The following is a 24198-nucleotide window of genomic DNA, read 5'->3' as shown; positions in this document are numbered from 1 at the left end:
ACATTGGGCGCCGAGCGCAACGCCAAGGTCCGCCACGTCGTCGCCACCGGCAGCGCCTATCAGGAAATCCTGAAAACCGCAGAAGGCGCAGGCTCGGACCTCATCGTCATCGGCGCACACAAACCAGACCTCAAAGACTACCTCCTGGGCCCAAACGCAGCAAGAGTCGTCAGACACTCAACCGTGTCCGTATATGTCGTGCGCTAACGAAGACGAGCGGAACCTAACGCCATTTTGATCAACGCTTCGCTATAGTTGTAAAGTGAAGCGAGAAGCAATTTCACCAATCATCACCCGGAGGTTTTGTGATGAGACCATTTGCAAGCACCATTGCCGCTCTGTCCATTGGGGCCATTGCGGGCGCCGCCTACGCGCAGGATCCAGCGCCGGAATACGGTTACGGATGGGAAGATAAGGACTCGGTTACCGGTACCGAGTTCATGGTATCCGCAGCCAACCCGGTTGCGGCGAAAGCCGGATATGACGTGCTGGCCGCGGGCGGAACTGCGGCGGATGCGATGATCGCAGTGCAATTGATGCTGAACCTCGTCGAACCGCAATCGTCGGGCATTGGCGGTGGCGCGTTCATGCTGTATTGGGACGCGTCCTCAAAGACGTTGAACACCTTTGATGCGCGCGAATCCGCCCCGGAAAAAGCCACGCCTGAACGTTTCCTGAATGCCGAAGGTGAAAAGATGCCTTTCGGTGAAGCCATATCTGGCGGTCAAGCTGTGGGTGTTCCTGGAATATTGCGCCTGATGGAAGTGACCCATAACCTGTATGGCAAAAAGGATTGGGCTTCGTTGTTCCAGTCGACCATTGAGCAGGCCGAAAGCGGGTTCGAAGTGTCACCGCGAATGGCCAATTCGATCCAATCCACCATTGACCGCGAACGTTTATTGGATGTTTTCCCCGGCGCCAAAGAGTACTTCTTTAACGAAGATGGCAGCCCGTTGACCGACGGCACGCTGTTGAAAAATCCGGAATTCGCAGAAACCCTGCGTATTCTGGCCGAACAGGGTGCGAACGCCTTCTATCATGGCCCGATTGCCGAAGATATCGTGGCTGCCGTTGATGCCACGTCGAAGGTGGAAAACAACATCACGCTAGAGGATATGGCCGCCTATCGCGTCAAGATTCGTCCTGCTGTCTGTGCTGAATACCGTGAGTATGACGTCTGCGGCATGGGCCCGCCGACTTCAGGGGGGCTGACCATCGGGCAGATTTTGGGCATCCTCGGCAATTTTGACCTCAAAGGAACTGGTTGGAACGCCGAACTGGCGCATCTCTATGCTGAGGCGGCCAAGCTGGCCTATGCCGACCGCGCGCTTTACATGGCAGACAGCGATTTTGTTGACGTGCCGGTCAAGGGTCTGTTGGACAAAGACTACCTGAAGCTGCGTTCTGAGATGATCGACCCGGAGGAAGCCAGTGACAAGCGTCAGGCTGGTGAACCGCCGCGCGATCATAGCGCCCTGTTTGCACCATCACAGAATCCCGATCGTCCCGGAACCAGCCACATCGTTATCCGGGATCAGTATGGCAATGCTCTGTCGATGACCACGACGATTGAAACCTTCTTTGGCAGCCGTGTCTTTGTGCGGGGCTTTCTGCTGAACAACGAACTGACCGATTTTGACCGCGTGCCCAAAGATGGCGATCGCTGGGTGGCGAACCGGGTCGAGGGTGGCAAACGTCCGCGCAGTTCGATGTCGCCGACCATCGTGATGAAGGATGGTGAACCCTATCTGCTGATCGGTTCGCCCGGGGGCAGCCGGATTATCAACTACGTGGCCAAAACCATCATCGCAATCCTAGATTGGGACATGGATCCTCAGGACGCCATCGAGACCGGCCACTTTGGCCATCGCAACGGATCAAGCATGGAGGTCGAGCAGGAGACTGCGGCAGCTGATTTTGTCGACACGCTTGAAGGCAAAGGCCATGAAGTCAATGCAGGTGATCTCAACAGCGGCCTACATGCCATTCTGATTAAGGACGGCCAGCTCATCGGCGCGGCAGATCCCCGCCGTGAAGGTGTGGCGCTGGGGCAGTAGTGCGCCAAAGCTAAATACGGCGGTCCGGTTGGGCCGCCGTATTCTTAGGTACGATCCGCAACCATCCAAGACATTGAATTGGAGCAATAATCAAATGAATCGCGAACACCAAATCCTGCAACGTGCAATTAGGAACCGGCTTCTGAGCAGTGAGACAACAGCCGTCGGTTTCATGGATCTGGATGGGCTCGCGAAATCTATCGACGATTTGATTGCGGCTTTTCCTGATAATTTCCAGCATACATTTGCAGTCAAGGCGAATTCGTTGCGCCATGTGCTGATGAAGATTTCACATTGCGGTATCGGCGCCGAAGTGGCCAGCCCCGGGGAATTGACGATGGCCCAATCTGCAGGGTTCGATATATCCAAGATTATCTTCGATTCACCGGCCAAGACGTTGGACGATCTGCGGCAATGCCTCAAACATTCCATCGCGTTCAATCTGGACAACGAACAAGAGTTGGAGCGAGTTGCGGAACTGATTGAAGACTACCCCAGCTCCGAGGCGGTCATTGGGTTTCGTATCAACCCGCAGATCGGGTCCGGCGCGATTTCTTCGACCAGCACGGCAACGAGCACGTCGAAATTTGGTTATCCCATTGGCGATGAAGGTAATCGCGAACGGCTGATAGGCTACTACCTGAAATACCCTTGGCTGACCTCGATACACACACATGCCGGATCTCAGGGTTGCCCGTTGGAACTGATGGCTCAAGGCATTGGTGAACTGGTGGCTGTGGCCGAGGAAATCAACGCGCGTAAGGGTGAGCAGCAAATCATCAGATTGGACATCGGAGGAGGCTTGCCGGTCAATTTCGCCTCACCCGAGGTCAAACCGACCTTTGCAGAATATGCTGATATTCTGCGCCGGAATGTACCGTTGCTGTTCACCGGAAAATACACCGTAAAGACCGAGTTTGGTCGCGCGATTGCGGCTAAGAATGGGTTCATGGCGACGCGGGTCGAATACACCAAATTGGCTGGCGGGCGGCATATCGCAACCACACATGCAGGCGCTCAGATCATGACGCGTACCGCCTTTCTGCCTGCTGCTTGGCCAATCCGGGTTGAAGGTTTCACGCCAGAGGGCGCATTGAAAACCGAAGAAAAGGTTCAAACCGACGTGGCCGGGCCCTGCTGTTTTGCCGCCGATCTGGTCGCGAAGGATGTGTTGATTCCAAAACTCGAACCCAATGATTATGTCGCCATCTATGACACCGGGGCGTATTACTTCAGCAATCATTTCGATTATAACAGTCTGCCCCGCATCGCGGTCTATGGCGTCAGCACCAAGTCCGGGGAGTTGTCGATTGAACTGATCCGTCGGGCGGAAACGCTCAGCGAGGTGGTTTCGAACATGTCGTGAGTGGCGCGCTAATACACGGCGGGCGTGATCGCCAGTATGATCCGACAGTCGGCGTTGCCATCATTCCAGTACCGAATGGGAAGCGACTGGTTGAAACTGCAGGTGTCTCCGGCGCGAAGTACGAGCCGTTCGTTGTCCAGTTCCATATGCAGCTCACCTTCCAGAACCAGCATTGATCTGGCCTGTCCGGGTGTTTCAAACGAGCGTCGCCCGGTTGACGCCTTGGGCGTTACGGTCAGCTGAAGAAGCTGTATGCCGTTGCAGCTGTCCGGCGACAAAAACTCCTTTCGGATGGCGACCCGCTGTGATTTGTTTTCACCGAACTCCACCTCTCTTCGTTTTTCGCGACGCACGATAAATGGGTGGTCGGATTTGAATGAATCGCTTGCCAACCAGTTCATCGGAAATTCCAACGCTTCGCAGATTGCGCGAAGCGTTCTGACTGTCGGTTTTGATACATTTCGTTCGATATTGGAAATCTGGGCGATCGAAACACCGCTTTTTGAGGCGAGCTCTTGAAGAGATAAAGTCTTTATTTGTCTGCGGTTACGGATTTTCTTTCCAAATTCACCATCGTCTGTGGGCAGCGAGTCATTCATTTTATTTTTTTGTATCAAAATTGGACATTGACTTCTTCTTCCCTCCGCGCGCAGATTAAAAGAAATAGCAGGAAATTTTAATCTTGCCACCTCGTACGTAAAAGACAGGCATCGAACCGGTACCCGAGTGATCCAGTCAAAACATAATTTCCGTTCTCAGAACAGCCATCAAATTGGAGGATACATGGTATGAAGAAAATCACGCACAAACTTGGCACAGCGTCTGCTGTTGCATTGCTGAGCGCTGGTGTAGCTGTTGCCGAAGGCGAACTGACGGTCGCGTCCTGGGGTGGATCGCTGCAGGAAGCAGAACGCAAGGCCTGGTTCGAACCGGCAGCAGAAGAGCTGGGTTTTACAATCCGGGAAGACACAGTCAACGGCATCGCTGATGTCCGGACGCAGGTCCAGTCGGGCAATGTGACCTGGGCCTTGTTGAGTTGGGGTCGGATTCCTGCGTGAAGCTGGCATTCGAAGGCGCTGTTGAACCGATCGATTTCTCTGTGGTCAACACCGACGGCATTGACGGCGCTTTGTACGCAGATGAGTGGATCGCAGTGTTCACGTTCGCCACAGTGATTGGCTGGAACACCGATACGGTCGAAAAAGCACCCAGCAACTGGGCCGAATTCTGGGACGTTGAAAACTTCCCCGGTGCACGTGCCTTGTATAACTCGGCGCAATCCATGCTTGAGATTGCCCTGATGGCGGATGGCGTAGCGCCTGCTGACCTTTATCCACTGGATGTGGATCGCGCCTTTGAAAAACTGGAAGAGATCAAGCCCGAAGTGGTGACCTAGTGGTCGTCGGGCGCAGGTTCGGCCCAGCTGGTCAAGGATGGCGAAGTGGACATGCTGCCAATCTGGAACGGTCGTATTCAGGCTGCTATGGCCGATGGCGCGGCGGCTGACTTCACCTTTAACCAGCAGCTGCTGGACTTCGACTGTATGGTCATTCCCAAGGGCGCGCCGAACAAGGACGAGGCGATGCAGCTTCTGTCCAAGATCGTGACCGCGGACTATCAGGCGCGTCTGCCGCAATACATCAACTATGGCCCGATCAATGCCGCAGCTTACGAGTCGGATCTGATCACGCCTGAAATGGCCAAAGGTCTGCCCTCGAGCCCGGACAATGCAGCTCAGGCGGCCTACAATAATGCCGCTTGGTGGCGCGACAATCTGGACGAAGTCACAGAACGTTTTGAGCTGTTTATCCAGCAATGAAACAAAACACTATATCAGAGACCGCAACGCATAACAGCGCTGCGGCCGTCTCACTTCCGATTTCACTGACGAGCATCACCAAGAAATTCGGTGAGTTTGTTGCGCTGGACGAGGTGTCGCTGGATATCGAATCCGGTGAGTTCCTGACCCTGCTTGGTCCGTCGGGATCGGGCAAGACCACCTTGCTGATGGTGTTGGCCGGTTTCGTGCGCCCAAACTACGGATCGGTCCGCTTTGGCGATCGGGAAATGATACTGGCTCCACCGCACAAGCGTGATCTGGGTATGGTGTTCCAGAACTACGCTTTGTTCCCACATATGAGCGTGGCCGAGAATGTCGGCTACCCGCTGCGGTTGCGTAGGGTTGGGCGGTCCGAGCTTACAGATCGCGTAAACCGCGCGCTGGATCTGGTGCAGTTGGGCAGCTATGGCGACCGGCGAATTGACCAGCTTTCGGGTGGGCAACGTCAGCGCGTTGCTTTGGCCCGTGCCATCGTGTTTGAACCGCGCATCCTTTTGATGGATGAACCGCTGTCGGCGCTGGATAAAAACCTGCGCGAGCACATGCAGATCGAAATCCGCCGTTTGCATGACCGCCTTGGTATGACCACGGTTTATGTGACCCACGATCAGCGTGAAGCTTTGACAATGTCGGACCGGATCGTTGTCTTCAACGAAGGCCGGATCGTTCAACTTGACCACCCCAGCCAGCTTTATGAACGGCCCAACAGCCGGTTCGTGGCCGAATTCATCGGCGAGTCGTCCTTTCTGCCCGTCAACTTGCGGGACGGAATAGCATATCTTGACGATCAGATCGTGCCGACTTCTGCGCCGCTGCCTGAGGGATCGCATGGCAGTCTTGTACTGCGGCCCGAAAAGATGGATATCATTCGCGAAGGCGAGGGTTCCGGCGATATGATCGTGCTGGAGGGGCGCTGCAAAGAGCAGGTGTATCAAGGCGAAAGCTGTCTGCTGTACATAGACCTTTCTGGCGGTGTTGAGGTGGCGATGCGCCAATCCACCCGTCGCGATATTATGCAACGACTGCCCGGATCGGGCGACATTGTTCGGCTTGGACTTCACCCCGAGGACGCGATCATCGTGTCAGGAGGGGCGTAGAATGTCGGAGCAAATCATATCATATCCGAACCAGTCGGCCTTGCAGGTCGATGAGCGGCGAGAAGACCGGCGCAATCTGCTCTTGATGGCTCCGGCTCTTGTCATGATGACGGTCGTTATTCTTGTCCCGATCGGGTGGTTGTTCTTCATGTCCTTTTGGGGCGAAAACGGCTTTACGCTCGAACATTATCAGCGCATGTCGCATCCCGGGTATCGCCTGACTTTCATTCGGACATTTCAGATCAGCGTTTTGGTTACCATCATGAGCGTTTTGCTGGGCTATCCGGTGGCTTATTTGATGACCAAATCCAGCCCTCGGGTGGCCAGCATCATCATGATGTGTGTCCTGTTGCCATTCTGGACTTCGATCTTGGTGCGCACCTACGCTTGGCTGATCCTGTTGCAGCGTCGTGGCATCATCAACGGCTGGCTGATGGATGCGGAACTGATTGATCGCCCCTTGCGTCTAGTGCATAACATGACCGGCACAGTGATCGGCATGACCCATATTCTGCTGCCGTTCATGATCCTTCCTCTCTATTCCTCGATGAAAGCCATAGATGGCGATCTTTTAAAGGCCGCGCGCAATGCCGGGGCAACGCCCTCGCAGGCTTTCCGGCAAGTGTTCTTGCCCTTGTCCGTACCGGGACTAGCGGCTGGAATCGTCGTGGTGTTCGTGCTGTGCCTCGGGTTCTACATCACGCCGGAGATCCTAGGCGGTGGGCGTATTGTCATGTGGTCCAAGCAGATTCAGAACGCGGTCACGTTGCATGCAACCTGGGGACCGGCCAGCGCGCTGGGTGTGGTGCTGCTGGTAGTGACACTGGGGACATTATGGATCATGACCCGGATCTTCCGCATCAACCGGTTTCTGGGGGGGCTCTGATGGCGCAGTTTCCTGGCCCCGTTCCCCCGGAATCCCGCCTGAAAGGGTTGTGGCTGAAGGTGCTGGTCACCGTCCTGTGTGTGTTGCTGGTGGCCCCAAGCCTGGTGGTCATGCCGATGAGCTTTTCGGGATCGAAATTCCTGCAATTTCCTCCCGAAGCGTGGTCGACCCAGTGGTATGACGCCTATTTCGCATCGATTGAATGGCGCGAGGCCACCTGGATTTCTCTGCGCGCTGCCATTCTGACGGTTTTGGTGGCCACGCCAATCGGCACGATGGCGGCCTATGGTCTGCATGTGTCGAACAGCAAGCTGGCCACGTTCATCGGTTTGTTGCTGATCATGCCCCTTATGGTGCCGATCATCCTGATCGCGGTTGGCGTGTTTTTCCTGTACGCGCGTATGGGGTTGAACAATACGCTGGCCGGGCTGGTTCTGGCGCATTCGGTTCTGGCGATACCGTTCGTTCTGATCACGGTGACGGCGGGCCTCAAAAGTTATGACATGAATCAGGAATTGGTGGCGCGGTCGCTGGGGGCCAACAGGTTAAAGGCGTTTTTTAATGTGACCCTGCCGCAAATCCGGTTGTCTGTATTCTCCGGTGCGTTGTTTGCTTTCATCACGTCGCTGGACGAGGTGGTTGTGGCTATCTTCATCGCACGCGGCGACAGTTCAACTTTGCCGCGACGGATGTTCTCGTTCCTGCGCGACCAGGTAGACCCGACCAGTGCTGCGATCTCGACCCTGCTGATTGTCATTTCGATCATTTTGCTGATCGTGAACCTGACATTGCAGAGCTCTGAAAAGCAGGAGCATTAATTTGGATGCGTCCGGGTGGATATCCCGGGCACATCTGTTCTGAATTTAACGGTCAAGTTTTGGAATCTAGGGAGCGCCGGAATGATCAACCTTACCTCAATCGGGAACCTCGACAATGTCGAGATCGGAGCGTTCGAGCCCAAGCTAACAACGGTGACACCGGGACAGCTTGAAGCCCGCGCATCGGTTTGGTCGTCGAACGATGGTGGCACGAAAATCGGTGTCTGGGAATGCACACCTGGCGAGTTCACGGCTGATCGCTTGGCAATGGCCGAACACTGTCACATCCTTTCAGGTCGCGTCACCGTCAGGGATGAGGACGGAAGCAATGAGACCACTTTGGAGGCCGGCAGCCTGCTGATGCTGCCAAAAGGCTGGAAGGGTACATGGGTTGTACATGAACATGTCAGGAAAACGTATGTCCTGGTCGAGTAACGACTGAAACCGTGATGACCAAACCCGACAATCTGCAATCCATCTGGTCGGCCACAGCCAGCAAGACCTCTCTGTTCCCGTCGATCACAGGGGGACACAAAGCTGATGTTCTAGTCGTCGGGGCAGGGTATACCGGCCTGTCCTGTGCTCTGGCGTTGGCCGAAGCGGGGGCCTCGGTCGTTGTATTGGATGCAGAACAGCCCGGATTTGGGGCAAGCGGACGCAACGGCGGTCAGGTCATCCCCGGTCTGAAGTACGACCCGGATACGATTGACCGCGAGTTCGGAGAAGCGAGCACCGCTTTTGTTGGGCAGACAGCGGATCACGTTTTTGATGTGATAGAAAGATATTCCATTGATTGCGATGCCAGCCGAAAAGGGTGGATTCAGGCAAGCCTGAAATCATCACATCTAAGCAAGCTTGGCGCGCGCATGGAACAGTGGAAAGCGCGGGGCGTTCGCGCGGGTTGGCTGGACCAGACCGCGATTTCGGCAAAGACAGGTGCCTCGGGGCTTGTCGGCGGCTGGCTGGATTACAGGGCAGGCTGCGTTCACCCGCTCAACTATGCTCGCGGGTTGGCCCGCGCCGCATCAGAGCTTGGTGTTCGAATTTTCGGAAAAAGCCGGGTGACTTCCCTGCGGCGAGAGGGCCAGTATTGGCAGGCGCAGGTCGGGGAAGGCGTTTCAATCTTGACCGATCAGATCGTTCTGGCAACCAATGGATACACGGATCATCTGTGGCCCGGTCTGCGGGCAACGATGGTTCCGGCAAACAGTTTTCAGGTCGCTACCGTGCCCTTGCCTGAAACGTTGCTGACCGAGATACTGCCCGACGGTAACGTCGTGTCCGACAGCCGCCGGATCGCAAACTACTTTCGCATAGGTCCGGGCAACCGGCTGATGATCGGCGGGCGGGGTCACTTTGGCGAACCCGGCAGCGCCCGATCCTTCCGCCGGATCGAAGCGAACCTGACCCAGCTTTTCCCACAACTTCGGGGCCATGCGATCGAGCATCGCTGGTCCGGTCGTGCGGCGATGACGCTTGATAGCCTGCCACACGTCATGCAGCCTGCCCCGGGGGTCACAGCGGCATTAGGGTATAATGGCCGGGGACTGGCGATGGGTAGTGCGCTGGGGTTTGCCATCGGGCGGCATCTTTCGGATGCCCGTGTGCCTTTGCCGCTGCCGGTTGACCCGGTGAAGCGACTGCCGGTTCACGGTCTGCATCCGATCTACGGCACGGCCGCAATTCTATACTATCGGATGCGGGATGCGTTGGAAGCCTGAACCTAGGATGCGTCGCTGGTCCAGAAATCCCTCGATTTAGCTTTGGCATGGGCCGATAGCGCATCGATCGTGGCACGAATTCTCATCGGCAACGGGTCTTGATCATGCCAGACGATCCAGTATTCCCGCCGAATGCGCTCATCCGGCAGCACAAGCGATAGATCGTCGAATTGCCGCGCGGCGAAGTCGTGCAGGATCCCGATACCCGTACCCGCGCGCACCGCCTGAACCTGAGTTACTGCGCTGGAGATTCGGATGGTTGGCCGATACTTTCCAAACACCTCCTGACTGTAGTTCATTGAAGGCGTCGCAAGCATGTCATCGACAAAACCGACAAGCCGATGCTGTGAAAGATCGTCCAGTGTTTCGGGTGCAGGAAAGTCTTGAAGGTAGGATTTGGAGGCATAAAGATGCAGGGAATATTCGGCCAGATTTCGGCAGATTAGGGTGTCTTGCGAGGGTCGGCCGACCATGATGGCGATGTCGGCATCCCGCTTGGATAGCGACAGGTTGCGGCCAAGTGGAACCAACTGAACTTCAAGATGCGGAAAGCTTTGGGCCAATTCGCGCAAGACCTCGGGCATGAAGTACTGCGAAAAGGCGTCTGGCACGGCAAGGCGAACAATTCCTTCGATTTCAAGCTTTTGGTTGGTTGCGATGGCGGTGACTTCGGCGAACCGGGCTTCGATGACCTCGAAAATAGGCATCATGCGTTCACATTCTTCGGTCAGCGCGCACCCGTTGGACTGGCGGATCAGCAGGGGAACCGAAAGAGCCTCTTCCAGGCGCGCGATGCGGCGGCTGGCTGTGGCCTGAGTGATGCCCAGCCGTGTGGAGGCCGCCAAAAGCTGACCCGAGCGGGCGACCGCAAGCAAGACCCGTATATCATCCCAGTTCATAGTGAATCGCTATTTTCGTATATCAGGGTTGCGACATTCATCGTTGATATACGAAAATGAATAGTGGATCAAGCTTTTGATCAAATTATGCTGGAGGCCACTATGACCACTATTGCACATTACATCAACAATGCAGCTGTTGCAGGCACGTCGGGCCGCGAACAGCCCGTCTTTAATCCTGCGACCGGCACGTCCGAGAAGACCGTGGCGCTGGCCTCGACTTCTGAGGTTGATGCAGTTGTTGCCGCGGCCAAGGCGGCCTGGCCCAAGTGGTCGAAAACTCCGGCGCTGCGCCGTGCGCGTATCCTGGACAAGTTCAAGAACATCCTGTGGGAACGTGGCGACCAGCTGGCCGAAGTCATCTCGGCTGAGCACGGCAAAACCCATGACGACGCCCTTGGCGAAGTGACCCGCGGTCTGGAAGTTGTCGAATTCGCCGTAGGCGCACCACACCTGCTGAAAGGTGACTTCAGTGAGAACGTCGGTTCCGGCGTTGACAGCCACAACATCCGCCAGTCGCTGGGCGTTTGCGCGGGTATCACCCCGTTCAACTTCCCCTGCATGGTTCCGATGTGGATGTTCCCGGTTGCACTGGCCACCGGCAACACATTTATCCTGAAGCCGTCCGAGCGTGACCCCTCTGCTTCGCTGCTGATCGCCGAATGGTTGACCGAAGCCGGTCTGCCCGAAGGTGTGTTCAATGTGGTTCAGGGTGACAAGGAAGCGGTAGACGCGCTGCTGCATAACCCCGACGTCAAAGCAATCAGCTTTGTTGGTTCGACCCCGATTGCCAAGTACATCTATGAGACCGGTATTGCCAACGGCAAGCGGGTTCAGGCCCTGGGTGGTGCGAAAAACCACATGGTCATCATGCCCGACGCCGATCTGGACATGGCCGCAAGCGCACTGATGGGTGCTGCCTACGGGTCCGCCGGCGAACGCTGCATGGCGATCTCGGTCGCGGTTCCGGTCACCGATCAGGTTGCAGACGCTCTGATCGCCAAGCTGGTTCCCCAGATCGAAGCGCTGAAAGTCGGTCCGGCTGCTGATCGTACCTCGGAAATGGGCCCACTGGTCACCGAGCAACACATGAACAAGGTCAAAGGCTATATCACTTCGGGTGAAGAGCAAGGTGCCAAGGTTGTCATCGACGGCCGCGGCTTCCAGCAGGACAAGCAAGGCTACGAAAACGGCTACTATGTCGGCGGCACTCTGCTGGACAACGTGACCGAAGACATGACCTGCTACAAAGAAGAGATCTTTGGCCCGGTTCTGTCGGTTGTTCGTAAGAACTCGTACCAGGAAGCGGTCGATCTGATCCACGGCCACGAATACGCAAACGGCACCGCCATCTTTACCCGTGACGGCGACGTAGCGCGTAACTTCAGCCAGGACATCGAAGTTGGCATGGTCGGCGTGAACGTTCCGATCCCGGTTCCGATGGCCTTCCACAGCTTTGGCGGCTGGAAAGCGTCGATCTTCGGTGATCACCACATGCATGGTATGGAAGGCGTTCGCTTCTACACCCGCATCAAGACCACCACGACACGCTGGCCGTCAGGTATGCGCTCTGACCCTGAATTCGTGATGCCGACACTCGGCTAACTCGGGCTCCCCTTCAGACCCACCCTTCTCCTAATGCAGGGTCTGAACAGCCCCGACTGGTGACTCCCCAGTCGGGGCTACCTATTCTCCGCAGTGGCGTTTCGGTGGACATCGCCGCTTGCGGAGGACAAGACTTGAGTATTGGTTGCCTACTCCTCAGGCCCTTTCCGCTCTTAACGAGGGCCTGAAAATCCCCGACTGGTTTTCCCGGTCGGGTCATCTCTTCTCTAAATCGCCGGGCTGGCGGCTGATCATTCCCTTCAGGAGGACAAGACATGAAAATTGGATGCCCCAAAGAAATCAAACCACAAGAGTTCCGCGTCGGCATGACGCCCTCGGCCGCGTTGGAAGCGATCCGCAATGGTCATGAGGTCGTGATCGAGACCAATGCCGGTGCAGGTGCCGGTTTTGCGGATGCCGATTATGCCGCCATCGGCGCAACGATTCTTGATACTGCGGAAGAGGTGTTCGCCACCGCCGACATGATCGTAAAGGTCAAGGAACCGCAAGCGATCGAACGCAAGATGCTGCGTGAAGGTCAGCTGCTTTACACCTATCTGCACCTCGCACCCGACCCGGATCAGACACATGATTTGCTGGAATCCGGTTGTACCGCTATCGCCTATGAAACTGTGACAGATCGCAACGGAGGTCTGCCGCTGCTGGCACCGATGTCCGAAGTTGCAGGTCGACTGGCGCCCCAGGTTGGTTCGTGGACCTTACAAAAGGCCAATGGCGGTCGCGGTGTCCTGATGGGCGGCGTACCCGGTGTCGGTTCGGCAAGGGTCATCGTGATCGGTGGCGGTGTTGTCGGCACCCATGCAGCCAAGATTGCTGCTGGTATGGGCGCGGACGTTACGGTTCTGGACCGCTCACTGCCACGTCTGCGTTACCTTGATGACGTGTTTGGCGGCACTTTCAAAAACCAGTTTGCTTCAGCCGGGACAACCGCCGAACTGGTGCGGGAAGCCGACATGGTTATCGGTGCTGTTCTGATCCCTGGGGCTGCTGCGCCGAAATTGGTGCGCCGCGAGCAACTGTCGGGTATGAAACCCGGTGCTGTGCTTGTGGATGTTGCCATTGATCAGGGCGGATGCTTTGAAACCTCGAAGGCCACCACGCACGCCGATCCGATCTATGAAGTGGACGGGATCATGCATTACTGCGTTGCAAACATGCCCGGTGCCGTCGCACGCACATCAACGCAGGCGCTTGGGAACGCAACATTGCCCTTCATGCTGGAATTGGCGAACAAGGGCTGGAAACAGGCCTGTGCCGATGATCCGCATCTGATGAATGGTTTGAACGTTCAGGCCGGCAAACTGACATATGCTGCAGTTGGCGAAGCGCTGAATCTGGATTTTGTCGACCCCAACACCTTGGTTGGTTGATCCAGTAACGGCTACTATGTTCACGCTCTGCCCGATCCTGTCGGGCAGAGTTTTTCATGGCTGGGCTTTCGGGCCGCCAGCCTGACGTTTGGTTTTCACCCGTTGAAGTCCTGCGTCTGCGGGTGCGAGATTCCCTCTGTCGGTTCGTCAGCGTGGCGATAAAGTGGTACACTTCCGTCCTGAATACCCGAGTGAACTGCAGGCCACGCCGATTCAGCAGAGCCGACCCGCGTTGTGTGCTCAGCCACGAATTCGTCCTTGGTTTCTTCGTTCCAGTTCAGATACAACTTGCCATCCAGCACTGCCCAGCCTTTGATGAAGTCCACTTCGGCTCCATACCCTTCGGAAACGGCGTAGGAACAAAAGCCGTTGAACTGGGGCGCATACTTCTCAGGGCTGCTTTCAAACGCCGCAGCATTTTCCGCCGACGAGAAAAGCCATTCACTACCTTTGTAAGTGATGGCGTGCTGTTCCAATCCTACGGCTGGCGCGTTTTCGCTAAAGTAAGCGACCACATCAAAGCCGTCCATTGCGACCCCTTCATGGGTGTTCAGCAGTTCTTCGGCTGACGCCGGGGTGATGGCTCCGATACCAAACATGATGCTTGCGGCCAGAACCTTGCCGGGAGTTTTCAGAATTCCATGGCAGATCATTTTTGTCTTCTCCTAGATAGCCAGTAAAACGGTTCGACGGGTTTTTTGCTTGTTGAGCGATGTAATCCGCACCTCAAGACAGGTAACTGTTGATCAAAAATGCAAATCAAACTTGTGTCCAAAGTGTACAATTATATTTGATCGGCCGTGAGATATTGGGAAACTAGCCAACCTAGTATGGGGAAATTCGCCTATATTGACTACCTATGGGACTCTCTGGGATTGTTCTGATTAGCTCTATCGGGTAATGAAGCGTCATCAAAATTTTGATCAAAATAGGGAGGAGGCTACATGGCCATGATTACTAGACGGAACGTTCTGCTAACCGGTGCCGCGGCGCTTTCAACGCCGATGTTTGTACGTCGGGCACACGCGGCTGATGTCGATGTTGTTGTGATCGGTGCAGGTGCAGCAGGAATATCGACCGCGCGCGAATTGATGAAAAGAGGGCTGACGGTAACCGTGATCGAGGCCGATAGCCGAATTGGTGGCCGGATCCACACCGATACCGAAGTCTTTGGTGTCCCCTATGATGTGGGTGCCCACTGGCTGCACAATCGGGAGGAAAACCCGTTTGTGGACTATGGCCTGAAACATGGTTTCGACATGTATGAAGCGCCTGACGAGGCAGTATTCTATGTCGGTGACCGGCCGGCCAACAGTGATGAATCCAAGGCTTATGAAGCAGCCGAGCAGAAGGCGCTTGATGCAATTGTAAATGCGGCGCGTAAAGGCAAAGACGTCGCGCCCGCTGATGTCGTGCCGGATTTGGGTGACTGGGCGCTGTCTGTGAATATTTATCAGGGCGCGTATGAAATGGCGAAAGATTTTGACCATTTCTCGTGCAGCGATTGGTATACTGCCGAGGATGGTACAGACTGGTATTGCCGCGAAGGTTTTGGCACGTTGTTTGCACACAGCGCCCGCGATGTTCCCGTCACGCTGGAAACCGCCGCATCCGAGGTGCGCTGGGGAGGCTCTGGTGTCGAGGTTGTTACCGACAATGGCACCATCAATGCCCGCGCCGTGGTTGTAACGGTTTCAATGGGTGTTCTGGCCGGCGGCGACATCAAGTTCGATCCGCCTTTGCCCGTCAAGAAGCAAGAGGCCATCAATGTTCTGACAATGGGTCACTATAACCATGTTGCTCTGCAGCTGAAGGACAATTTCTTTGGTGTCGGGTCCGACGGTTACTACAACTACAAGATCACCGAAGAAATGAACGGTGCGCCCATGGGTTTTGGTGCTCTGGTTGACGCCAATGGCCACGGCATCACCTATTGCGATCTGGGCGGCGAATTTGCCCGGCAGATGTCTGACGAGGGCACTGGCGCGATGTACGATTTCGTTGTGTCAGAATTGAAGAAGGCATTTGGTTCCAAAGTGGAAGACGCCATTCTCAACAGTTCGACCTTTGATTGGACGACAAACCCCTACACTTACGGCTCATTTGCCTCGGCCGAGCCCGGTGGCGCATGGTCACGCGACGAGCTGCGCTCGCAGGAAGCGGATCGCTTGTGGTTTGCCGGTGAAGCCCTGAGCGATGACGATTGGGCGACAGTTGCTGGGGCGCACAAGTCCGGTCTGGTCGTGGCCGAGGATATCCACGACACGCTCTGATCCGGTTCAGACATCGGTAAGATCTTTAAGTGCGGGGCGCAGTGGTGCCCCGCATTTTTGTTATGTTTTGTCAAAATGTATTTTTATCCGAATCTGTCAGCTTTGGTTTGGCAGCAATGAAGAAAATAATAGTTATATAAAACAAAGCACTGACGACTGGAAAAACGAATACTTGCGCTGTGACTGCGTTCGGAATAAATTTGATCAAAAAGAGGACTCCGGATGCACACGAACTCGTACTATGCAGCAACGGCCCGAGACACGAACGGGTTTGCGACGCTGTCAGAGAACCTGGATGTAGATGTTGCCATCATCGGTGGCGGCTTCAGCGGTGTCGCCGCTGCTGTAGAGCTGGCCGAGCGTGGAAAAAAGGTTGCCTTGCTTGAGGCCAAGAAGATCGGTTGGGGTGCCACAGGCCGTAACGGGGGGCAGATCACCGGCAGCCTGTCCGGGGATGTTGCTATGGCGCGCGAGTTCAAGCGTACTGTCGGAACCGAGGCGGATGACGTTGTGTGGCAGACGCGCTGGCGCGGCCATGACATCATTCGCAACAGGATCGAAAAATATGGCATCGAATGTGATCTGAATTTCGGCCATCTCCAGACCGCGATGAAACCGGCGCATATGGAAGAGCTGAAAGCCATCCACGACGAAGCGCAAGATCGTGGAATGGGCGATGAGCTTGAACTGATCGACGGCAAGGATATTCCCAAGTATCTGGAAACCGAAATCTACTGCGGCGGCTTGTTGAATCGCCGCAACATGCACGTGCATTCGATGGATCTGTGTGTGGGCGAAGCGCGTGCCGCTGAATCACTGGGTGCGAAAGTGTTCGAGAATTCGCAAGTGACAAAGATCGAACACGGAGATCGTCCGGTTCTGGTGACTGATAACGGTCGTGTCACGGCGGATACCGTACTGATCGCCGGTAACGCTTATCATTTTCTTGAACAGAAGAAATTGTCAGGCAAATTGTTCCCGGCGTCGTTGGCGAACATGGCCACTGCCCAATTGGGAGAGGAAGTTGCGCGCCAGATAAACCCATACAATCTGGCCGTCTACGACTGCCGGTTCGTGTTGGATTATTACCGCTGCACTGCCGACCACCGGCTGATGTTTGGCGGCGGGACAAACTATTCGGGCCGCGATAGCACAGATATCGGGACCGAGCTGCGCCCGGCGATGGAACGGACTTTCCCGCGCCTCAAAAGTGTTGATATCGAATTCAGCTGGGCAGGTATCGATGGGATCGTCATCAACCGCATCCCGCAGGTCGGCAAGATCAGCGAGAACGTGTTCTACGTTCAAGGCTATTCCGGGCACGGCATTGCTCTGACGCATATCATGGGTGAGATCATGGCCGAGGCAATCACCGGCGACGCCGCCGATTTCCTGATCTACGAAAATGTTCGCCACATGAAATTGCCCTTCACCCGCTCGCTTGGAAGCCAGGCGATTGCGGTGGGCATGATGTACTACAAACTCAAGGAAAAACTGCGCTGATCCGCAGAGGAGACCTGATAAATGGCTGAAATCAAATGCGTATCGCCGGTCAACGGCAAAATCTATGTAACCCGTCAGGCGATGTCCAAGGATGAGGCGCTGGATCGGATCAAGCGCAGCAAGACAGCAGGCAAAGCCTGGGCTGCGCGCCCGCTGGCGGAGCGCCGTGATCTGGTGATGAAGGCCATTCATCAGTTGGCCACACATCGCGATGAGGCGGCCGAGCAGGTCGCACACATGATGGGCCGTCCGACGGCACAGTTCTTTGAATTCAACGGCTGTATCGAGCGAGCGACCTATATGGCCGACATCGCAGAAGAGGCGCTGAAGCCCATCGTGGCTGAGGCCAGCGACAATTTCGAACGTCGGATCGAGAAAGAGCCGGTTGGAGTTGTTTTCATTGTAGCACCCTGGAACTATCCGTTCCTGACCACGATCAACTCGCTGGTGCCTGCCCTGATCGCCGGTAACTCGGTCATCATGAAGCACGCAGCCCAGACCCTGATTGCGGGTGAGCTGATTGTTAAGGCGTTCGACGAGGTTGGTCTCCCGACGGACGTTCTGCAGAATGTGTTCTTCGACCACGGCACTACGTCCGAGTTGATCGGTGAAGGTCATTTTGGTTTCGTCAACTTCACCGGCTCGGTCGGCGGCGGTCAGGCGATGGAACGCGCGGCGGCGGGTACTTTCACTGGTGTCGGGACAGAACTGGGCGGCAAGGATCCCGCCTATGTGATGCAAGACGCCAATGTGGATGCGGCTGTCGCCACCCTGATGGATGGTGCGTTCTTTAACGCCGGTCAATGTTGCTGCGGCATAGAACGCGTCTATGTCCACGAAAGCAAGTTTGATGAATTCGTCGAAAAAGCCGTGGCAGAGGTGAGCAAGCTGAAGCTGGGCAACCCGTTTGAGGATGGCTCGACCATTGGTCCTATGGCCAATGTACGTTTCGCGCAGGAAGTGCGCGACCAGATCAAAGAGGCCCTTGCTGACGGTGCCAAAGCGCTGATCGATCCGGCCAACTTCCCTGCGGATGATGGCGGGGCCTATCTGGCACCGCAGATTCTTGTGGATGTAAACCACGACATGCGCGTGATGCGCGACGAGAGCTTTGGCCCGGTTGTCGGCATCATGAAGGTGTCATCTGACGAAGAAGCCATCGCGTTGATGAACGACAGTGAGTTTGGCCTGACTGCAAGCCTGTGGACCCAGGACGTGGATCGTGCGGCAGAAATCGGCGCGCAGATCGAAACCGGCACCGTGTTCATGAATCGGTGTGACTACCTTGATCCGGCGGTCTGTTGGACCGGGTGCAAAAACACAGGTCGCGGCACCACCCTGTCGGTGCTGGGCTACAACTCACTGACCCGAGCGAAATCGTATCACCTGAAAAAAGCGCTGTAACAACAGTTCGATAAAACAGTCCAGAAGCCTGAATTCATAAGCTTGGTGTCTACGGAAGCCGTTTACGCAACGCAGAAATTCCAAGCATTCTCCCCAACTGGCCCGGCAAATGGCCGGGCCGCTTTTTTGGAGTCGTCAAGACAATGAGCACTAACCAAATCACAAGCGTTGATCGTTCCGTTCCACTGATCGAAAGCGATATCGCCGCCGAAAAACTGATCTCGGGTGCATCAGCGACACGTCTTTGGAATGCCTATTCCGACAGCACCGAGCAGTTCAATGTCGGCCAGTGGTCCAGTGAGGCCTGCAAGCTGAACGTAAACTACACGGAAAACGAGCTGTGCATTCTGGTTGAAGGTACTGCCACCATCGAAAATCAGGATGGCGAAATGTGGACCTTCTATCAGGGCGACGCGTTCGTGATCCCTGCCGGTTTTGTCGGCACCTGGGAATCGGTGACACCGGTTCGCAAGATCTACGCGGCGTTCGAGGTCGCCTGATCACAACACAAATGTAAGTCAGGAAACTCGGAGGCCACAGAGCCGCCGGCTGGAGGCACCATGCGACCGGAAACTAAACCCCACATCGTAATTGTCGGTGGAGGTGCAGGAGGGCTGAACCTCGCAACCCGCCTCAGCCGGTCTTTGGGCCGTCGCGGGCTGGCCGAAGTGACCCTGGTCGATGAAAACCTGACCCATATGTGGAAACCCTCGCTGCATGAATTTGCATCGGGGACCAAGGGCAACGAGGATGAGATCAGCTTTCTCGAACATTCCAACCGGAATGGCTATAACTTCCGGTTAGGGCGGCTCAGCGCGCTGGATTCTGAGGCCAAGACTATTCTGCTGGACCCTGTGCGCGACAGTGCGCAAAAGCTGTTGGCGCCGCAGCGCATCCTGCACTTTGACTATCTGGTCATGGCAATTGGCAGTCGGTCCAATGACTTCGGCTGCAAGGGCGTATCCGAACATTGCATGTTCCTTGATACTCCGAAGCAAGCCAAAAAGATGCAGGCCGAACTGCTGAACCTGTGTCTGCGCCTTGAAACCGGCGCACTTGGTGATGGTGTTTCAAAGCTGAACATTTGCATCATCGGTGGCGGGGCCACCGGTGTTGAACTGGCGGCCGAGCTGCGCGAAGCGACCGAGCAGTTCGCCCGGAACGGCATCGACAAGCTGCGTGACCCGTCTTCGGTCAATATAACATTGATCGAGGCGGCGGATCGCCTTGTCGCAGCCCTGCCCGATCAGGTGTCGGAAAAGGTTGCGCAAAAGCTGCGCAGCATTGATGTCGATCTGCGCCTGTCGTCAATGGTCGAAGAGGCCACCGCCGATGGTGTGCGCCTGAAAGGTGGCGATATGATCCCGGCCGAGTTGATGATCTGGGCTGCCGGTATCAAGGCGCCCGCAATTTTAAAGGACCTCAACACCTTCGATATCGGCTCGCTTGGCCGCCTTTGCACCAAGCCGACGCTGCAAACCACAAAAAGCGATCCCGTTTTTGCCATTGGTGATTGTGCCGAATGCCTGTGGCCCGAAAAAGGCACCTCATTGCCGCCGCGCGCGCAGGTTGCCTCGCAACAGGCCGAGTTTATGGAGGCGCAGTTGCGGCGGGCGATTGAGGGCAAACCTTTGGAAGAGTTTCGATATGTTGATCGCGGATCGCTTGTGGCGATCAGCAAGTATTCGGCGGTGGGTTCGTTGATGGGCAAGGCCTTGGGCACCATGACAATCGAGGGATGGCTGGCCCGTCGCGCCTATCGCTACCTGCACTATGCTCATGAATCCGCAGTTCAGGGCAGTTGGCGCGCGACAGTGCGCAGCCTTCTGTCACAAGCGATGAAACGGGTGCGCCCGCAGCTTAAGCTTCACTGATCTTCGTCGAAACTCATCCTGGCCTTTTGCACAAATGGATCCGGGTTGGTGTGGGACAACTGAAACTGCAACTCGCGCTCCAGTTTTCGACGCATTGCGTTGCGGATGCTGCCTGAGCTGCTGATGGCCATTACGAAGGAACCGGCCCCTCCGGCGACGAAAGTCGAGTAGTAGGTACCTAGCTCACGGTCGCTTGTCAGGATGGCAAGCCCGTTAATGGTTATGCCCTGATCGATTGCTATTTGGCGTGGTACCAGCGGGTTCACGCCAGAATTGTTCCGGGCGTCACCGGAAATGTCTATCTTTCGGAAAAGGCCTGCAAAATTGTTGTTGTTCAGCAGTTCGGTGGCCCGTGTGATGGCCTCTCCAATTGCCGTGGCGCGACCGCCGCCATTGCGTTGAACTTGCTCGACATGATTTGCAAACGCGAAAGAGTCGTTTGCGGTGCGCAGATGAAACCAGGGAAGAACTGGGCGATTCAGATGGCCGTAACTCCATTCCATGACCGTGACGGCCAGGCCGTCAGGCATTGAGGTAATCGCCTCCTGCACCAAAGGTCCCCGCATGGCGTCTGCGACACCCAGCAATTGCAGCGCAAATTCCTGATCCGAAACGCTGACCGAGGTGTCGATGGCGATCACCAATTCGATATCCACGGAAACCTGCGCGCGGGACGGGTTTGCCGCCCAGGACAAGACCAGCACCGTAAGCATCAGCGCCAGTCTTTGCATCATTTGTCCTCGTTCGTAGGCGGGCCGGGATTGGCGGCCATCGCCGATGGGCGGGCTGCAAACCAGTCGTACCAGCGCGACAGAGCCGGGAACTTGCGCAGCATAACTACGCCTTCGGGGGGCATCACAAAGTACCCTATGAACGGTCCCAGATAGAGATCAGCCAGCGTGACTGACCGCTGATTCAGGATCAACCCTTCGCTCACAATCGCTTCCACGGCCGCCAGCGCGCGATCTGCCCCGCGAAGTCCCTCGGCAATCGCTTCTTCGTTCGGCTCCTCACCTTCAAGCGGCGAAAACAGGCGCTCCGAGACGACCTTGGCAATCATCGGATTGACTGCATAATCATCCAATAGAGACATCAACTGTGACATGCGGGCGGCTGCGCGGGCATCGGCAGGTACCAGTGAGGGGCCGTCGAATACCTGATCTACATAGCGCAGGATGGCGCTGGCCTCATATAAGGCAAAATCATCATGGACTAGCGTCGGTATGCGTCCAAACGGATGCAAGGCCAGATAGTTATCGGGCAGGGGCGGATCAAACGGGTCCATCTCGATAATGTCATAAGACAGACCGCGTTCGTGCAGCGCCAGCCGCGCAATCCAAAAATAAAGTGAATCCTCGGTGCCGTAGAGACTCAGCTGGGTGGCGGGTCCCGCTTTCACCATCACGCCGGTGTTTTTTGCTTGAGCAGGTACTCTCGTATCAGATTGGCAACCATCGAACGGTTGTCCTCAATCGCCATGTTGCGCTGACCTTGATCCACGTCTTCGTCTTTCAGAACGGTTCCTCGGCGGCTCTCAAGCAGATCGCTGGCATAAGGCTTGGCAAATTCGGGGTGGCCCTGCACGGTGACGGCGAAGCCGGGGTACCAAAGCGCGCCATGTTCGCAGAAATCTGTCGAGGCGATTGTTACCGCGCCCTCGGGTTTTTCTTCGACCTGATCCTGATGGTAAGCCTGAATGGCGATCTTTTCGGGGGCGTCACCCAACTCGCCGGGCCATTTGCCGGTGGTTGGATATTCATGAACGCCAAGACCCCAACCCTTGTCGGATTTACGCACCACACCACCCAGCGCCTGTGCAATCATCTGGTGGCCAAAGCAGATGCCGAACATCAGCTTGCCACTGTCACGCGCGCCGCGAATGAACTCTTCGAGCGGAGGGATCCACGGGTGATCTTCGTAAGCTCCGAATTTCGATCCAGTGATCACCCAGAGGTCAGCGTCATTCGGGCTGGCCGGGAATTCCTCATCCAGCACCGCATAGGAAGAAAAATCGGCATCCAGATTACCCAGCCACTGCTGCACCATACCGGGATAATCACCGTGGGTTGGGGCCAGCTCTTCGGGCGGGCGGCCGGTTTCCAGAATACCGACGCGAAGTTTCTGATCGCTCATTATGCTCTCCTATCTTGCAGCCCGTACCATGCGTAGATCAGCGGCAGCATTGCGCGCCGCCAGCGTCCCAGTTCAAATCTTCGCATGGGTCCGGTCATTACATGTGGGGTTTGCGGCCCTTGATTCAAAATCTGCCCAGCGATCATCGCGCCAGTATAGCTGCCCATAGCCACGCCGTTGCCGTGATAGCACAACGCCGCCCAGGCCCGGTCCATGCCGGGGATTGGCCCGGCAAAGGGCGTAAGGTTGCGAGACAGGCACACAAGTCCTGACCAGTAATGTGCCGTCTCAACATGCTGCCAGGCCGGGAACATGCGGTCGAAATCGGCGCGCGCACGGGCCTTGGTCTCAGCCTCGCTATGTTCGGTGGTGCGCGATGCAGCGCGCAGTCCGAACAGCATCCGATTGTCTGGCAGCAGGCGGAAATAGTGCAGCAGGTTGCGGCTGTCATAGCACATCTGGCGACTGGTGAAGCCTTGCGCCTTCAGCTCATTGTCAGTCATCGGGCGGGTGGCGATGATACCGGATTGGACCGGCATGTACCGTCCACCCAGCCAAGCGGGCAGGTTTTCTGAACTGTAGCCGTTGGTGGCCACGATCAGGTTCTTCGCACGCAATTCACCATGAGCGGTTTTCAACAGGTGCTGACCGTCACCTGATTGTGCAATTTCAGTCACCGCGCTGCCGCCGTGGATGCGCACACCTGCGTCCGCCGCCTCGCGGGCAAGACCGGTGGCATATTTCATCGGGTTCAGAGCAAAGCCAATGGGTGCGGTCAACGCGCCGTAGAACTCAGCGCTGAACAGCCCGTGATCCTCCAACGCTTCGCGCGGCAGAAACTCTGGCTCTGCGCCATAGACATCCCGGTATCCGGCGATTTCATCCTGCATCTCATCCGCAACGTTTTGCGAATGGGCCAGACGGGTTTCGCCTTTTGAGTGGGTATCGGCCTCGATCCCATAATCATCCAAGCGTGCCTGTACAAATCCGACCGCATCGCGTTCGGCACGCATATAGTTCAAGGCGTGATCCTGACCGAACCGACGGGACAGGTCGGCCAATCCGGTTTTTGATCCGCCAATGCAACAGAACCCGCCATTGCGACCCGAGGCGCCCCAGCCCGGTTGTTCGGCTTCCAGAATGACCACATCCTGTCCGCTGCGCGCCAATTCCAGCGCTGCGTTCAGGCCGGTAAAGCCAGCACCGATAATCGCAGTGTCACATTTGGCCGCCCCGGTCAGCGCCGGATAGTCCGGGCGCTGAACCGTGGTGGTCCAGTAGCTGTCCTCGATCGGGGCAGACCCATAGGCCATATCTTCGAACAATCGCAT

Annotated in this window: 23 protein-coding genes and 1 pseudogene; 17 read left to right on the top strand and 7 right to left on the bottom strand. The window is 56.2% G+C overall.

Annotated features, from left to right (window positions below):
* The 3 genes from BLU89_RS10600 to BLU89_RS10590 form a co-directional block, all read left to right on the top strand.
* The coding region (locus tag BLU89_RS10600) for a universal stress protein (RefSeq protein WP_176797693.1) at nucleotides 1–207 on the top strand (207 nt) is incomplete at its 5' end.
* 101 nt (nucleotides 208–308) lie between these two features.
* The gene (ggt, locus tag BLU89_RS10595; RefSeq protein WP_074736800.1) at nucleotides 309–2057 is read left to right on the top strand and encodes a gamma-glutamyltransferase; all 1749 of its coding nucleotides are present in this window, start codon (nucleotides 309–311) and stop codon (nucleotides 2055–2057) included.
* 94 nt (nucleotides 2058–2151) lie between these two features.
* Nucleotides 2152–3423 (top strand): type III PLP-dependent enzyme domain-containing protein, encoded by a 1272-nt coding sequence (locus BLU89_RS10590; protein WP_074736799.1) that lies wholly within the window; start codon nucleotides 2152–2154, stop codon nucleotides 3421–3423.
* A gap of 8 nt (nucleotides 3424–3431) precedes the next feature.
* Here BLU89_RS10590 and BLU89_RS10585 read toward each other — a convergent pair whose 3' ends face one another.
* The gene (locus tag BLU89_RS10585) at nucleotides 3432–4112 is read right to left on the bottom strand and encodes a helix-turn-helix domain-containing protein (protein ID WP_143030558.1); all 681 of its coding nucleotides are present in this window, start codon (nucleotides 4110–4112) and stop codon (nucleotides 3432–3434) included.
* A gap of 99 nt (nucleotides 4113–4211) precedes the next feature.
* Here BLU89_RS10585 and BLU89_RS21080 point away from each other — a divergent pair, with 99 nt between their 5' ends.
* The 7 genes and pseudogenes from BLU89_RS21080 (at nucleotide 4212) to BLU89_RS10555 (ending at nucleotide 9785) form a co-directional block, all read left to right on the top strand.
* Nucleotides 4212–4481 (top strand): hypothetical protein, encoded by a 270-nt coding sequence (locus BLU89_RS21080; RefSeq protein WP_083347729.1) that lies wholly within the window; start codon nucleotides 4212–4214, stop codon nucleotides 4479–4481.
* Nucleotides 4478–5242: pseudogene (locus BLU89_RS21710) on the top strand (extracellular solute-binding protein). Before BLU89_RS21080 ends, BLU89_RS21710 begins: the two are co-directional and overlap by 4 nt.
* Nucleotides 5239–6360 (top strand): ABC transporter ATP-binding protein, encoded by a 1122-nt coding sequence (locus tag BLU89_RS10575; protein ID WP_074736797.1) that lies wholly within the window; start codon nucleotides 5239–5241, stop codon nucleotides 6358–6360. The pseudogene BLU89_RS21710 and the gene BLU89_RS10575 overlap by 4 nt, the downstream one beginning before the upstream one ends.
* Nucleotide 6361: 1 nt before the next feature.
* Entirely contained in the window at nucleotides 6362–7246 is an 885-nt protein-coding gene (locus BLU89_RS10570) for an ABC transporter permease (protein WP_074736796.1), read from the top strand.
* Entirely contained in the window at nucleotides 7246–8064 is an 819-nt protein-coding gene (locus BLU89_RS10565; RefSeq protein ID WP_074736795.1) for an ABC transporter permease, read from the top strand. Before BLU89_RS10570 ends, BLU89_RS10565 begins: the two co-directional genes overlap by 1 nt.
* Before the next feature lie 81 nt (nucleotides 8065–8145).
* The gene (locus tag BLU89_RS10560; RefSeq protein WP_074736794.1) at nucleotides 8146–8499 is read left to right on the top strand and encodes a cupin domain-containing protein; all 354 of its coding nucleotides are present in this window, start codon (nucleotides 8146–8148) and stop codon (nucleotides 8497–8499) included.
* Between the two features lie 14 nt (nucleotides 8500–8513).
* A complete protein-coding gene (locus BLU89_RS10555; RefSeq protein WP_074736793.1) occupies nucleotides 8514–9785 on the top strand; it encodes an NAD(P)/FAD-dependent oxidoreductase in 1272 nt (423 codons plus the stop codon).
* 2 nt (nucleotides 9786–9787) lie between these two features.
* On the opposite strand, the gene BLU89_RS10550 is transcribed toward BLU89_RS10555, so the two are convergent.
* A complete protein-coding gene (locus BLU89_RS10550) occupies nucleotides 9788–10684 on the bottom strand; it encodes a LysR family transcriptional regulator (protein ID WP_074736792.1) in 897 nt (298 codons plus the stop codon).
* A gap of 102 nt (nucleotides 10685–10786) precedes the next feature.
* On the opposite strand from BLU89_RS10550, the gene BLU89_RS10545 reads away from it, so the two are divergent.
* Complete coding sequence (locus tag BLU89_RS10545) at nucleotides 10787–12289, top strand: CoA-acylating methylmalonate-semialdehyde dehydrogenase (RefSeq protein WP_074736816.1); 1503 nt, start codon at nucleotides 10787–10789, stop codon at nucleotides 12287–12289.
* Nucleotides 12290–12564: 275 nt separating this feature from the next.
* A complete protein-coding gene (gene ald / locus BLU89_RS10540) occupies nucleotides 12565–13680 on the top strand; it encodes an alanine dehydrogenase (RefSeq protein WP_074736791.1) in 1116 nt (371 codons plus the stop codon).
* A gap of 95 nt (nucleotides 13681–13775) precedes the next feature.
* Here ald and BLU89_RS10535 read toward each other — a convergent pair whose 3' ends face one another.
* On the bottom strand, nucleotides 13776–14333 hold the full coding sequence (locus tag BLU89_RS10535; RefSeq protein ID WP_074736790.1) for a YHS domain-containing (seleno)protein: 558 nt from the start codon (nucleotides 14331–14333) through the stop codon (nucleotides 13776–13778).
* Nucleotides 14334–14624: 291 nt separating this feature from the next.
* On the opposite strand from BLU89_RS10535, the gene BLU89_RS10530 reads away from it, so the two are divergent.
* The 5 genes from BLU89_RS10530 (at nucleotide 14625) to BLU89_RS10510 (ending at nucleotide 20734) form a co-directional block, all read left to right on the top strand.
* Nucleotides 14625–15953 (top strand): flavin monoamine oxidase family protein, encoded by a 1329-nt coding sequence (locus BLU89_RS10530; RefSeq protein WP_074736789.1) that lies wholly within the window; start codon nucleotides 14625–14627, stop codon nucleotides 15951–15953.
* Nucleotides 15954–16175: 222 nt separating this feature from the next.
* Nucleotides 16176–17456, top strand: a complete 1281-nt coding sequence (locus tag BLU89_RS10525; RefSeq protein WP_074736788.1) for an NAD(P)/FAD-dependent oxidoreductase — start codon at nucleotides 16176–16178, stop codon at nucleotides 17454–17456.
* 21 nt (nucleotides 17457–17477) lie between these two features.
* Nucleotides 17478–18860, top strand: coding sequence for an aldehyde dehydrogenase family protein (locus BLU89_RS10520; protein WP_074736787.1), 1383 nt, complete (start codon nucleotides 17478–17480; stop codon nucleotides 18858–18860).
* A 143-nt stretch (nucleotides 18861–19003) separates the two neighbouring features.
* Nucleotides 19004–19360, top strand: a complete 357-nt coding sequence (locus tag BLU89_RS10515) for a cupin domain-containing protein (protein WP_074736786.1) — start codon at nucleotides 19004–19006, stop codon at nucleotides 19358–19360.
* Nucleotides 19361–19420: 60 nt separating this feature from the next.
* Nucleotides 19421–20734 (top strand): NAD(P)/FAD-dependent oxidoreductase, encoded by a 1314-nt coding sequence (locus BLU89_RS10510; protein ID WP_074736785.1) that lies wholly within the window; start codon nucleotides 19421–19423, stop codon nucleotides 20732–20734.
* Here BLU89_RS10510 and BLU89_RS10505 read toward each other — a convergent pair.
* Genes BLU89_RS10505 through BLU89_RS10490 form a run of 4 tightly spaced genes read right to left on the bottom strand, consistent with a single transcriptional unit; the run spans nucleotide 20728 to nucleotide 24198 of the window.
* A complete protein-coding gene (locus BLU89_RS10505; RefSeq protein WP_083347726.1) occupies nucleotides 20728–21468 on the bottom strand; it encodes a DUF1194 domain-containing protein in 741 nt (246 codons plus the stop codon). The two genes, BLU89_RS10510 and BLU89_RS10505, sit on opposite strands and share 7 nt — an antisense overlap.
* Entirely contained in the window at nucleotides 21465–22136 is a 672-nt protein-coding gene (locus BLU89_RS10500; RefSeq protein WP_074736783.1) for a glutathione S-transferase family protein, read from the bottom strand. The genes BLU89_RS10505 and BLU89_RS10500 overlap by 4 nt, the downstream gene beginning before the upstream one ends.
* Nucleotides 22136–22867 (bottom strand): type 1 glutamine amidotransferase, encoded by a 732-nt coding sequence (locus BLU89_RS10495; RefSeq protein ID WP_074736782.1) that lies wholly within the window; start codon nucleotides 22865–22867, stop codon nucleotides 22136–22138. The genes BLU89_RS10500 and BLU89_RS10495 overlap by 1 nt, the downstream gene beginning before the upstream one ends.
* Entirely contained in the window at nucleotides 22867–24198 is a 1332-nt protein-coding gene (locus BLU89_RS10490; protein ID WP_074736781.1) for an NAD(P)/FAD-dependent oxidoreductase, read from the bottom strand. Before BLU89_RS10490 ends, BLU89_RS10495 begins: the two co-directional genes overlap by 1 nt.

Source organism: Ruegeria halocynthiae (genome assembly GCF_900106805.1).
Lineage (GTDB): Bacteria > Pseudomonadota > Alphaproteobacteria > Rhodobacterales > Rhodobacteraceae > Ruegeria > Ruegeria halocynthiae.
Note: the sequence above shows the minus strand (reverse complement) of the source record. Positions and strands in the feature narration are given on the sequence as shown.